General features: G+C 33.8%; 9 protein-coding genes and 1 riboswitch. Of the genes, 1 reads left to right on the top strand and 8 read right to left on the bottom strand.

All coding sequences use genetic code 11. The annotated features are described in order from the left end of the window. Nucleotides 1-13 precede the first annotated feature (13 nt). From rny to metK, 8 genes are all read right to left on the bottom strand, one after another. A complete protein-coding gene (gene rny / locus BKP56_RS07000; protein ID WP_072694398.1) occupies nt 14-1,579 on the bottom strand; it encodes a ribonuclease Y in 1,566 nt (521 codons plus the stop codon). Nucleotides 1,580-1,955: 376 nt separating this feature from the next. After that, nucleotides 1,956-3,074: a recombinase RecA gene (gene recA / locus BKP56_RS06995; protein ID WP_072694397.1), complete on the bottom strand. Its 1,119-nt coding sequence runs from the start codon at nt 3,072-3,074 to the stop codon at nt 1,956-1,958. 262 nt (nt 3,075-3,336) lie between these two features. Continuing rightward, on the bottom strand, nt 3,337-4,614 hold the full coding sequence (locus BKP56_RS06990) for a competence/damage-inducible protein A (RefSeq protein ID WP_083540504.1): 1,278 nt from the start codon (nt 4,612-4,614) through the stop codon (nt 3,337-3,339). A gap of 155 nt (nt 4,615-4,769) precedes the next feature. Then, nucleotides 4,770-5,357: a CDP-diacylglycerol--glycerol-3-phosphate 3-phosphatidyltransferase gene (gene pgsA / locus BKP56_RS06985; RefSeq protein WP_072694395.1), complete on the bottom strand. Its 588-nt coding sequence runs from the start codon at nt 5,355-5,357 to the stop codon at nt 4,770-4,772. Between the two features lie 92 nt (nt 5,358-5,449). Next, nucleotides 5,450-6,370: a helix-turn-helix domain-containing protein gene (locus BKP56_RS06980; RefSeq protein ID WP_072694394.1), complete on the bottom strand. Its 921-nt coding sequence runs from the start codon at nt 6,368-6,370 to the stop codon at nt 5,450-5,452. 281 nt (nt 6,371-6,651) lie between these two features. Further along, nucleotides 6,652-7,944, bottom strand: a complete 1,293-nt coding sequence (gene yfmH, locus BKP56_RS06975) for an EF-P 5-aminopentanol modification-associated protein YfmH (RefSeq protein ID WP_072694393.1) — start codon at nt 7,942-7,944, stop codon at nt 6,652-6,654. 1 nt (nt 7,945) lies between these two features. Beyond that, on the bottom strand, nt 7,946-9,205 hold the full coding sequence (gene yfmF, locus BKP56_RS06970) for an EF-P 5-aminopentanol modification-associated protein YfmF (RefSeq protein WP_072694392.1): 1,260 nt from the start codon (nt 9,203-9,205) through the stop codon (nt 7,946-7,948). Between the two features lie 111 nt (nt 9,206-9,316). Beyond that, nucleotides 9,317-10,507, bottom strand: a complete 1,191-nt coding sequence (gene metK / locus BKP56_RS06965; RefSeq protein ID WP_072694391.1) for a methionine adenosyltransferase — start codon at nt 10,505-10,507, stop codon at nt 9,317-9,319. After that, a riboswitch (SMK box riboswitch) is annotated at nt 10,505-10,593 on the bottom strand. Its footprint overlaps the gene before it by 3 nt. A 1,074-nt stretch (nt 10,594-11,667) precedes the next feature. Here metK and BKP56_RS06960 point away from each other — a divergent pair. Next, entirely contained in the window at nt 11,668-12,999 is a 1,332-nt protein-coding gene (locus BKP56_RS06960; protein WP_083540503.1) for an ISL3 family transposase, read from the top strand. The last annotated feature ends 69 nt before the right edge of the window (nt 13,000-13,068 follow it).

The following is a 13,068-nucleotide window of genomic DNA, read 5'->3' as shown; positions in this document are numbered from 1 at the left end:
TTGAGTGACAAAATCACTTAGCATACTCTACACTACGCGTTTCTCGGATGACCGTTACTTTAATATGTCCAGGATAGTCCATATCTTCTTCAATTTGTTGACGTACACTGCGTGCCAGTTTTGCCGCCATACTGTCATCAAGTTGATCCGGTCTCACAATAATTCGAACCTCTCGACCTGCTTGAATTGCATAACTTTCTTTAACGCCTTCAAATCCATTAGAAATTCTTTCAAGATTTTCTAGTCGTTGTAAATAGTTTTCAAGTGATTCGCTTCTAGCGCCTGGTCTAGCTGCAGATATTGAATCTGCGGCCTCTACCAATACCGCAATAATCGAACTTGCTTCTACATCACCATGGTGTGAAGCAATAGCATTGATGACCGTCTCATTTTCTTGATACTTCATAGCAAGTTGAGCACCAATTTCAACATGAGATCCTTCGACTTCGCTATCTAATGCTTTTCCAATATCATGTAACAGTCCAGCTCTTTTAGCAAGCTGTATGTCTTCGCCTAACTCTGCTGCCATTACACCAGCAACTTTTGCGACTTCTATTGAATGGTTCAAGACATTTTGACCATAGCTTGTTCTGAAATATAAGCGTCCAACTATTTTAATCAAGTCAGGATGTATTGAGTGGATTCCTAAGTCAAATATAGCTTCTTCCCCAATTTCTCGGATTCGCTCATCCATTTCTTTACGAGACTTTTCAACAGCCTCTTCAATGCGTCCTGGATGAATACGTCCATCAGAAATCAGCTTCTCAAGTGCCATTTTTGCTATTTCTCGACGAATAGGATCAAATCCACTTAAAACGACTGCTTCAGGTGTATCGTCAATAATTAAATCCATTCCTGTTAAACTTTCTAGCGTGCGTATATTCCGACCCTCTCGACCAATAATGCGACCTTTCATGTCATCATTTGGTAGATTGATTACGCTAACAGTTGTTTCAGTTACTTTGTCAGCTGCAGAACGTTGGATGGCTTGAGTTATCAAGTTTTTTGCTCTACGATCCGCTTCTAATTTAGCTTTGTCTTCATATTGTTTTACCATAACAGCTAGCTCACGAGATAAGTCTTTTTCAGTTTGAGTTAATATGATTGATTTTGCTTCTTCCTGAGATAACGCTGCAATCGACTGTAATTTTTCTTGTTGTTTCACGATCAATTCTTCAGCTTCATTCTCTAGATCTTCTAGATTCTTTTGTCTAGTGCTCAATCGTTCTTCTCTGCTTTGTAAAGAACTTTCTCTTTTATCCATTGTGTTAGCTTTACGCTCCAGATTATCTTCTCTCTGGTCTAAACGATTTTCCTGACGTGCTACTTCAGAGCGTCTTTCTTTCAACTCCCATTCTATTTCCGTACGGTAAGAATGGATTTCCTCTTTTGCCTCCAACAACGCTTCTTTTTTCAAGGTTTCAGCTTCTTTATTTGCATCTTCTACAATGTTATCAGCTGTTTTTCTTGAATCAGCTAGTCTTTTTTCGAAGCTTCTTTTATTAAAATATGCTCCTGCAACTATTCCGATTATTAAAGTAACGATAGCGAAGGCTACTGAGTAAAATAGAGTAGTCATTTGGTCACCTCCGTATCATTATTTAGTTTTACATTTTATTCATGTATAAAAAAGTCAGGTACTATTTATGTTAAACGGGTTTTCGTTTAAAAAACAATCACCAATCTAAATTTTTATTTATTTTAACATAATTGTGTAACAGACATACTAATTTTAAAGGTCTTCGGTCAATGTGTCAATACAGTTTAAAAAAAGAGAAATAATTTAAAAGGTTTTTATTAAAAAAAGTTAAAATTGTCCTTGTTTAGTAAATTAAATAATTTGCTTATGAACTCTTCAAATTCATATTTTAGTTATTTTTTATCAGTATAGATAAAAAAAGCATGTTCTAAATAGCTGAACAGCCTTTAGAACATGCTTAAAATAGTTGATTAAATCAAATGTCCAATGCTTCTGGTTCAGAACTTTTAGCATCAGTTTTTTCATCAATAGAATCGTCTGCTTTTTTTGATTTGCCTTTTTCACTTGCTTTATTCAAATCGTTAACAAATTTAATATCTTCTTCGCTGCCAACTTCATAAGCAACTCGAACTTTTTTTTCGATCTCTTTTAATAGATCAGGATGCTCTACTAAATATTGTTTAGAATTTTCCCGTCCTTGACCAATACGCTCATCACCATAGGAGTACCAGGCACCCGCTTTATCAATAATTTCAACTTCGGCTCCCATATCTACAAGTTCTCCTACTTGAGAAATTCCTTCTCCATACATAATATCCACAAGTGCTACTTTAAATGGAGGAGCAACTTTATTTTTAACAACTTTTATCTTGGTTTTGTTCCCAGTCATATCTTTACCTGATTTGATAGATTCTCCACGACGAACTTCTAATCTCACAGTTGAATAAAATTTCAATGCACGCCCACCAGGAGTAGTCTCTGGACTACCAAACATAACACCTACTTTTTCACGAATCTGATTGATAAATAGAGCAATCGTTTTAGTCTTATTGATTGAACCCGATAGCTTACGAAGTGCTTGAGACATTAAGCGCGCTTGAAGTCCAACGTGAGATGCGCCCATTTCACCGTCAATCTCAGCACGTGGCACTAAAGCAGCAACAGAGTCAATGACTACCATATCTACTGCTCCACTTGAAACTAAAGCATCTGCAATCTCCAGAGCTTGTTCTCCAGTATCTGGCTGCGATAGTAGTAATTCATCAATATTTACACCTAAAGCACTAGCATATTTAGGATCTAGGGCATGTTCAGCATCAATAAAAGCAGCAATTCCGCCGTTAGCTTGCACTGACGCTATGGCATGTAAAGCTACTGTCGTTTTACCGGAACTTTCTGGTCCGTATACTTCAATTATACGTCCACGTGGATACCCACCAACACCTAAAGCAACATCAAGAGCTAACGATCCGCTTGAAATTGTTTTAACTTGAGTATCAACTTTTTCTCCCATTTTCATAATAGAGCCTTTACCAAAGTTCTTTTCAATTTTGCTGAGTGCCATTTCTAATGCTTTTTTACGATCATCTGTCATTAATTAGTTCTCCTCCTATTGATTCAGGACAAATTTTTATATTGGTTATTAACTACTTTATATAGCATTCTTTTAAAGTGAACTTGAGAGATATCTTGCAAATTAAATTAGTACGAAAAAAATAAAGAATCTGTAACTGTTTTAAATAATAATCCTGTATTCTCTCTGCTACTCTTATATTTTACTGTTTTTCCAAATAAAACGCAATAGTAAATCGAACATTTATTCGCAATATCGATTATCATTACTTATACTTGTTTTATTATTTATCTTCATCAGAATAAACTAATTTATCAACTGGAAGCTTCAATAAAACTCGTCTAACCAAATCTAATGCGTTTTGAACTGCCAATTTTCGATTTTTATTATGCTTATATGCAAAATGATAATATTTAGCGAAAGATTCATTGCCTTTTTGAGCAATTCCAATCCATACTGTACCGGGTATATTACCTTCTAAAGCACTAGGTCCAGCAGCTCCAGTTAATGAGACAGCTATATCTGCTTCAAACATATCTCTGACCTTCTCTGCCATTTCAATTGCGCATTCTGGACTCACTACTCCGTATCTATCAATAACTTTTTGAGACACGCCTAATGATTTATGCTTATGATCAGCACTATAAGTGACAATTCCACCATCGAAAATAGACCCGGCAGCTAAATCACTTGAAATGCTACTTAAGAATGCCCCCCCTGTTAAACTTTCAGCAGCCGTTATTGTTTTTTCTTGTTCAATTAATATATCTTTAATAACATCAGATAATCTTTTTTCTCCATGACCAAACACAAATTCTTCTACTTCTTTATTTATAGCTTTCTCTACTTTATCAATCATTTTTTCACACTCTTCTTCTGATTGACCTTTTGCCGTAATACGAATCGTCAGTTCCCCAGCTTCTGCATATATTGCAATTGTCGGATTTTTCTGATCTTTGATTATTTTTTCTATTTTTAACGCCAATTGAGCTTCAGTTAATCCAAAAAGACGGATAATTCTCGAAACTAATTTCTGTTCATCCAGCACATTGTCAACTATCACTTGAGTTAAATGATTTTCCACCATTGGCTCTAATTCATCTGGTGGTCCAGGAAGCAATATATATGAATGGTCTCCTTTTTTAAAGAACATACCAACAGCTAGTCCCGTATCGTTAGGTAAAGGTGTGGCTCCCATCAACATCAATGCTTGTAGCTGATTATTCTCTGGCATTTCAAAATCAGAATTTTTATGATACGTAATAATTTTATTTTGAGTTTCTTCATGTAAAACTAACTCTACATCAAGATGTTCTGACAATACTTTTTTTGTAATATCATCTTCGGTTGGACCTAACCCTCCCGAAAATATAATCATATCAGATCTTGACTCGGCTGTTTCTATCACCTCTATTAACCGTTCAGCATTATCCCCCACAGTTACATGATGATAAACATCTATACTGAGCAATGCTAGCTTTTTTGCTATATACGCTGCGTTTGTATTAATCACTTGTCCGAGTAACAATTCTGTTCCTATTGATATAATTTCAGCTCTCACTATTTAACCTCCTACTTTATATATACTTACAATCTATTGAACAATTCATTTTAAATTTACAGTATAATCATTTTAACATATGAATTTCTTTACTACTGTGATTTTGATTATAAAAAAACAGGTAGCTCAATTGAGTTACCTGCTTTGTATCATTATCAACTACTAAATGTTCCTTTGAAAAAATGCCTAGCGTTATAAAAATAGTCAACTCCAGAATAGATCGTAAAGATAAGACTAATATAAAGAAGAATCGTTGCAACGGGAACCCCAGTTAAATTGAAAGGGAAATTGTCGATCAGCAACAATATAATTGCAAACATTTGTGCATTGGTTTTGACTTTTCCGGGCCAAGATGCAGCCAGAACTGTTCCACCCTGTTCTACTAAAAGCAATCTTAAGCCTGTGACGGCCAATTCTCTACATACGATAACAGCAATGACCCAAGCTGGAGCAAGTTCTAACTGAATTAGTAAAATGAAAGCTGTCATTACTAGCATTTTGTCAGCAAGTGGATCTGCAAACTTACCGAAATTGGAAACGATATTCATTTTCCGGGCCAAGTATCCATCTAACCAGTCTGTAATACTTGCTAGTGAAAATATAATTGCAGCTAAGAATAAATGCATTTCAACAGTTGATCCAAGTAATTCAATAGTACCGAGATCATAAGGAAGCAACACCAGTATGATAAAAATCGGAATCATAACAATTCTTAATAAAGTTAATTTGTTAGGTAAATTCATTATTTCCTCCTACGCATTCAAATGAAAAACCAGAGATCTGTCATCACTACAACCTCTGGTCTTTAACATAGTAGAACAGCGATTTCTTTCAATTACTCAAATTCAAATATCAGTTCTTGTCTTACAGCATTTGCTGATTCTTCTGCGTAAGAAACACCTTGGTCATTTAATCGAACTGAAGTTACTGCTGCATTACCAATGACTACTGTAACATTAGAAATATCTTGACCAAATTCTGAAGAAAGTGAATTACCATCCGCTAGCAAGGACTCGTCGATAAGTGTACCATCTACTGTTACACTTACCCAGGATTCTCCGCCTTCAGCGGTTAATGTAAGTTGTTGTTCTGCAGGTTTAGTACCACTTACCGTAAAGTTCGTTGTTCCACCAGTGCTAGAACTTTGAGTAACATTAAATTCCTCTTCAGCAGGTTCTTCTTCTTGAGGTTCTTCCTCAGTTGACTCTTCTTCTTGGTTTTCTTCTTCAGTCGCCTGTTCTGAATCAGTACCCTCATCGGTTTCACTGTCTAGGTCCACATCATCGTTACTACCGACTTCTACATCTTGATCTTCAGTAATTCCATCCTGAATTACCGGTGTATCACTATTATCATCGGCTCCTTTGAAGACTGCCCAGTAAAAGACTACTGCAATGGCCAATACTAAAAGAATAATCAGAATGGTTGGTAAACTGTCTTGTATCGTATCAACAATACTACTGCTTTTGGGTTTAGTCCTCGTTTGAGTTGTCCTAACTTTTTCAGAATATTCTTCATTTTTAGCTTTCGGGATATCAGAATGATTTTTTAAAAGCTGTTCTCCATCCAAACCTACAGTATCAGCATACTGTTTAATAAATGCTCTTGCATAGAAATTTCCAGGTAGTACTTCAAGATTACCTTCCTCAACAGCGATTAAATATCTTTTCTGAATTTTTGTCATTTGTTGTAAATCATCAAGTGTATAACCTTTGGCTTTTCTAGCTTCTTTAAGCTTTTCGCCTACTTCATTCAATCTTTGTCACCTGCCCTAAAGTATTTCTTTATAACGGATACTCGATTAGTCTTGCTTGAATTTAATCTTTTATTGTTTTCATATATTTGCACTCTAGATATTGATTACATCGTTACCGAATTAATTAATACTAGTAGAAATAAAACATTGGGTAACGTATCATTTCTAAAAGTATACCATATGAAAAACTTTGAGTATAGGGTGATTATTCTTACAAAACATGATAAATCTTAAGATTTTATTAGGATAGAGAAGGAGTATATTTCATTAATCAGGATAGATTATTTAAGTTTTGGAGTCACTCGAAATTCTGACATGTTTTCACTATTGATATATTGCATTGCAACTTTTTTGATATCTTCTAATTCTATTGATTCCATAAGATGAATAATATCAAAAACTGTTACATCTTCAAATTGAACATCATTAAACTGGTGAGCAATAAATTCTAATGAATTAAAAGATTGAAGAGACTCTCCAATACTTCTTTTTTTTACGATCTCAAAATGTTTTTCATTTAAATCAGGACTTTCTGAAGCTTTTAAAAGTAAATTTTTTAAAATGCTAATCAATTGATCAGGCTCTTTGGTATCTCCACCTACACTTAAATGATCTATCTCTCTTTCAAACGTATACTCATAATTGAAGCTATCATCTATAAGCCCTTCATCATACAACTTCAGATAAGTCGAAGAGGTTTCTCCAAATAACAGTTTTAGTAAAAATTCTACGCTTATTAGTTGTCTTAATGCAGCAGCACCTTTCAATTTATTTTTTTTACCTTTTATTCCAACTAATACTTTTGGTTTATTTACAGGTAATTTAATTTCCCCTGATGGAATCACTTTAGTATTCTCTTCACTTGGGTACCTTCTTTTAATTTCTTTAGCTTCTTCAAACTGTTTTAGATTCTGATTTTTCCTGATCCATTCAATAGTTTGTTCTATTTCAAAATTACCCGTTACAAACAGCTGCATATTACTGGGATGATAAAAAGTATGATAATTTTCATATAGAAGTTCTGCAGTAATATCTTCTATACTTTCAATTGTTCCTGCAATGTCAATACTGGCTGGATGATTTGGATACAGATTTTCTAACAAGCCAAACAATACTCGCCATTCAGGAAGATCATCATACATTTGAATTTCCTGTCTAATAATACCTTTTTCTTTATTAACTGACTTATTAGTAAAATAAGGTTTCTGTACAAAATCAAGTAACGTTTCTAAGTTTTCTTTGAAATGACTTGTACTTGAAAATAAATAAGCAGTTTTTGTAAAACTAGTAAAAGCATTAGCAGAAGCACCTAATTTTGAAAAATCATCAAATACATCGCCATGTTTTTTTTCAAACATTTTGTGTTCAAGAAAGTGAGCAATTCCATCAGGCATTTTCTTGAAGTCAGTTTCTCCTATAGGAATAAATTGCTGATCGATAGATCCAAAGTTTGTACTGAAAAGTGCATAAGTTTTATAAAAATCAATTTTAGGTAGAAGAATAACAGTAAGTCCATTCGGCAAAATTTCTTTATAGATCGTTTCGTTCAGTTGTGCATACTCGATTTTTTCCAACTCAATCTTCCTTCCCAATTAATAAAAATTCAGCTCTTAACTGTACCCTTTTTGCCGTATCCATAATTTCTGCTTTTGTTACAGACTCGATTTTTTTTATCCATTCTTCAATTCTTATTTGCGGCTCTCTTGTTATCTTGCTAGCATAGGCTCTTTCAATCATACTATTTGCACTGTCTTCAGATTGATATAAAGAATTTTTCAGCAACTCTTTTGTTTGCTGCACAGATTCGTCATTAAAGTCTCCTTGCCTTAATGCATTTAATTCTTTTAAAATAATTTCCCCTACATGTGTTGCTTCTTTTTGATCAATTCCAGAATAAACAAACATAGATCCAGTAAATGTATCGATCCCACTTGAAATAGTATAAGCTAAACTTTCCTTCTCTCTTACATTCATAAAGAGTTTAGAATGAGGATAGCCTCCAAATAGCCCGTTAAATATCTGTCCAGCATAATAATTATTTTGATGATAAAAAATATTCGTATTGAACGCTAAATTATACCTAGCTTGTGTTAGGTCTTGTTTTTCTACCTTTCTTTTAACTTCAGTACTTTCTTTTAATTCATAAAAAGCTTTTTGTGGAAAAATCTCTCGATCATTAAATTTGAACAACTTAAACGTATCGATAATATTCTCTTCAACAATATCACCTAGCACAAAAATATCAATCTCATTTTCTGATAGCATCTTTTCATACGTCTTATAAAGACCTTCTGGAGTTATCGATTCCAGGTCTTTCTCTCTACCGAAAGACGGAATTCTTTGCTCTTCTGTATCAAAGTATAGCTCATTTAACGCAATAGTCGAGTAGTCTTGTTTATCATCATATATTGCTTCATATTCATCTCTTAAATTTTCTATTTCTCTCTTAAAAGTCTCATTATGAAAAGCTCCGTGATAAACGTTTGGATAGTAAAGTATATTTTCTAAAAAAGCAATTGCTTTTTTTAATATGCCTTCTTCCTTTAAATATTTATCATTTACAACAGTCAAACCTACTGAAACAATATGATACTGACCTTTTTTTGAAACGCTGGTAGACAAACGTGCCCCATATAGTTCAGAAAGTGTATTTCTAAAATCAGTCTGAGTAGGATAATGGCGACTGTTAGTATTGATCAGATTAGAAATCAATGTCCTTTTAGTAATTTGATCCGCTTTTAGCATTTCTTTAAATTTAATAGTTATAGTAACTGTCTTGAATTTTTCTGATGGCATTACATGCAATTGCACACCACTCGCTAAATCAGTTTGCATAATTTCACTCCTGCATATTTTCTAATATTTATTATAATTAACATTTTAAAGAATAAAATAAAGAGGCTAGAACTGCATCGCTCTAGCCTCTGATCATTTAAATATGATTTTCTAGAAAAGTAATCCTTTTAGTTGGTCTGCTTTATCTAAATGTTCCCATGGTAAATCAATGTCAGTACGTCCAAAGTGACCATAAGCAGCTGTTTGTCTATAGATTGGTCTTTGAAGATTCAGCATTTTGATAATACCAGCTGGTCTAAGATCAAAAACTTGACGAATAGCTTCTATAATTTTTTCATCAGCAATTTTACTAGTATTAAATGTGTCAACCGCAATTGAAACAGGTTGGGCCACACCAATAGCATATGCAAGCTGTACTTCTACTTTATCTGCAATACCAGCAGCAACAAGATTTTTAGCAATATAGCGTGCTGCATAACTTGCTGAACGATCCACTTTAGTAGCATCTTTTCCAGAAAATGCTCCACCACCATGTCTCGCATATCCACCATACGTATCTACAATAATCTTACGACCTGTTAGTCCAGCATCTCCTTGAGGTCCTCCAACCACAAATCTACCTGTTGGATTAATGTAATACTTAGTATCTGCATCTAACCATTTAGAAGGAATTACTTCTTCAATAACATGTTTAATCACATCATTTTTCAATGTATCATAATCGACTTTTGGAGAGTGTTGTGTACTGACTACAATAGTATCAATACGTTTAGGTTTATCTTGATCATCGTATTCAACAGTAACTTGAGCTTTTGCATCGGGTCTTAAATATTTTAAAATCTTTTCTTTTCTGACCTGTGCGATTCTTCTAGTCAATTTATGACTTAATGAAATAGGTAAAGGCATTAATTCCGGCGTTTCGTTTGAAGCGAATCCAAACATTAACCCTTGATCTCCAGCGCCAATTTTATCTAATTCATCACTTCCAACAGATGCTTTAGATTCAGCAGAATCATCTACACCTATTGAAATATCTGGTGACTGGTCATCAATAGATACTAGTACTGCACAAGTCTCAGCATCAAATCCATATTTAGCACGAGTATATCCAATCTCTTTAATTGTATCTCTAGCAATTTTTTGCATATCAACATAGGTATTTGTTCTGATCTCACCTGCTATCAAAACAAGTCCTGTGGTTACCATAGTCTCACACGCAACACGAGCATCAGGATCTTTTTCCAATATTGCATCTAAAACTGCATCACTTATTTGATCAGCAATTTTATCAGGATGTCCTTCAGAAACGGATTCCGAAGTAAATAATTTTCTTTCTACCATTTGTTGTATTCCCCCTGTTTCAGTATCGGTTACAAGGCTTCCGACCTGGTCTGTGGCCGTCCTATCGGGAATTCATTGTAAACCTATACTAGTTTACCACATAATTTTGAAACATTCATTCTCATTTTTAGAATGTTTCAAATAGTCTACTGGAATTATGGTATGATTAGGCAAAAGACCATAAAAGGATGAAAGAAATTGAAACTAAATTTATTAACTTTTACTAAAAACCCCATGTTTTTATACTTTATTTTTCCAAGTTTTTATTTATTATTTGGAACGATTTACGCAATTCCATTTTCAACTTTAAATATTATTTCTTTTTTTCTTCTCTACTTATTTGTTTTATTAAATCAAGTGGTTGAAACTAATTTCAGAAATTATTTTATATTAAAAAAGAAACTTTCAATAAGAAACGTTTGGATTTTAGAAGTATTTATTATATTGAGTCTGTTGTATTTCATAACAATACATTCTTTTGTATCAGGATTATTATTGCTTTGTTACGTTATTATGGTTCAAGGTAAATACTTATTCATTCATTATGACCTAGATTTATTAGCAATTTCTTTGATAACGCTATTTAAAAGCTTGTTATTAAATACTTTTGGATTTTATATTCATACAGGATTTATTTCTATTGCTATAATTCCCTACTTACTTCCACTAATCATACCGATATTTTTATACGAGTATTATACCTGGAATAAAGTAATTACTAATAATCTAAAATATCTTATAGCTTTTTTTGCATATTTAATAATAATTACTTTAACTTGGACTATTTTTTCGTGGTGGAGCTTACTTTTATTCCTATCTACATTTTTTCTTCCATTATTTATCTTAAATAACAGAAGACGTTCCACTTTATATTTCAGCACAATCTTTACAATGAACTACTTGACTCTATTCTTGATTTTCAACTTAATCAGCCTATAATTTTATTAATCGAAAAATACTACTATTTAGTGCTGGTAAGATTTTTCAGCACTATTTTCCGCTCTAACTTGTTGGATATCAACCTCAGTTTCTTGGTTCTATAATATATGACGTTGGTGAGAAATCACTGGCGTCTTTTTTTGTCTCAGAAAATAGAAAACAAGTGAGTTCTCCTGTAGAATAATAGTCGACGAAACCAAATATCCATAGGAGGAACTCACTTGCCTACATCAAATGATATGCAAAATGTACTAGATATTCAAGACAAAAATATGATTTTCGAAGATAATTGCGTGTCTTACGGCATACATAAACAAAAGAAATGTAAATTTATAGACTGCACTCTGACTTATATTCCTACGAAATGTAAAAAATGTCAGGAACCAAATAGAAACTTCTCCATCTATAAAAATGGGCCCCAGACTTCTAGAATCACTTTACCAATGTCTGACATTTATCCGACCTATCTCAGAGTGAAAAAGCAGCGGTTCAAGTGTACGTCTTGTGAAGCAACATTTACTGCGGAAACACCGATTGTAAAAGAGGCGTGTTTTATCTCTAATTTTATCAAAGCAGAAATACTGGCGAAGTCAGCTGATGCTCGTTCGATCAAGAGCTTGGCAGAAGAGACGAATGTCTCTTCCACAACGATTCAAAGAATCATCAATGAACAGGTGAAGTATTATCGACCTTACTATCATTCATTGCCGGAGAACTTGTCTTTTGATGAGTTTAAGTATGGAAATGGGCAAATGGCTTTTGAGTATATTGATGTCGTAACAGGAACGATACTAGATATTTTAGAAAGCAAAGATACTCGTACAATCAAAGATCACTTCTGTTCTCGATACAGCCAAAACCAGAGAAATCAGGTCAAAACGATTACGACAGACATGAATGCCAGTTACGTCAGCTTCATCCCTGAATTGTTTCCGAACGCTGATATCATTATTGATCGATTTCATATCGTTCAGCTCGTGAACCGAGCGATGAACAAAACACGCGTAAAAGTCATGAATCGACTTCGAACGTCCAATGGAGAAGACCAAAAGAAGTATAGACGACTAAAACGCTTCTGGAAGAAACTACTGAAGAAAGAGTCCGAGTTGTCTTATACTACGTATCAATACTTTCCCATGTTCGGACAGCGTCTGGAATCAGCAATCGTTTCTGAGATGTTGGCGTACGATCCAGAACTAAAAGCAACTTATACAATGTATCAAGCTATTCTTAAAGCCGTCGAACACAATGACTCAAAAGAGTTAAGAACTGTTTTAGATCAACCAGCTTCTCCTGAACTATCTGGATACATGAAAACTAGTTTAAAGACGTTGAGCGCTCATTTTCTTTATATCCAAAATACCTTCTATTATCCTTATAACAATGGAAAGATAGAGGGAATCAATAACAAAATCAAGGTATTAAACAGAGTAGCCTATGGCTATGGGAACTTTATTCACTATAAAAATCGCATTATCCTGCACTTCAATTTAAAACCAATCAGAAATAAAATCAAAATGATAGAAAAAGAAAGAGAACATACAGCAGCGTAAGCTCGTTGTACATCCTCTTCCAAAATCTATTATTGTTTGACTTTATTCTCTACCAACGTTGTTTCCTAG

It is taken from the genome of Marinilactibacillus sp. 15R (assembly GCF_001895285.1).
GTDB lineage: Bacteria > Bacillota > Bacilli > Lactobacillales > Carnobacteriaceae_A > Marinilactibacillus > Marinilactibacillus piezotolerans.
The sequence above is the reverse complement of the archived record's forward strand: the minus strand, read 5'-3'. Positions and strand labels throughout refer to the sequence as shown.

What these genes read in the sequence shown, in the direction of transcription:
- recA (WP_072694397.1), bottom strand. Translation starts at nt 3,074, where the DNA reads ATGACAGATGATCGTAAAAAAGCATTAGAAATGGCACTCAGCAAAATT.
- metK (WP_072694391.1), bottom strand. Translation starts at nt 10,507, where the DNA reads ATGGTAGAAAGAAAATTATTTACTTCGGAATCCGTTTCTGAAGGACAT.
- rny (WP_072694398.1), bottom strand. Translation starts at nt 1,579, where the DNA reads ATGACTACTCTATTTTACTCAGTAGCCTTCGCTATCGTTACTTTAATA.
- yfmF (WP_072694392.1), bottom strand. Translation starts at nt 9,205, where the DNA reads ATGCAAACTGATTTAGCGAGTGGTGTGCAATTGCATGTAATGCCATCA.
- pgsA (WP_072694395.1), bottom strand. Translation starts at nt 5,357, where the DNA reads ATGAATTTACCTAACAAATTAACTTTATTAAGAATTGTTATGATTCCG.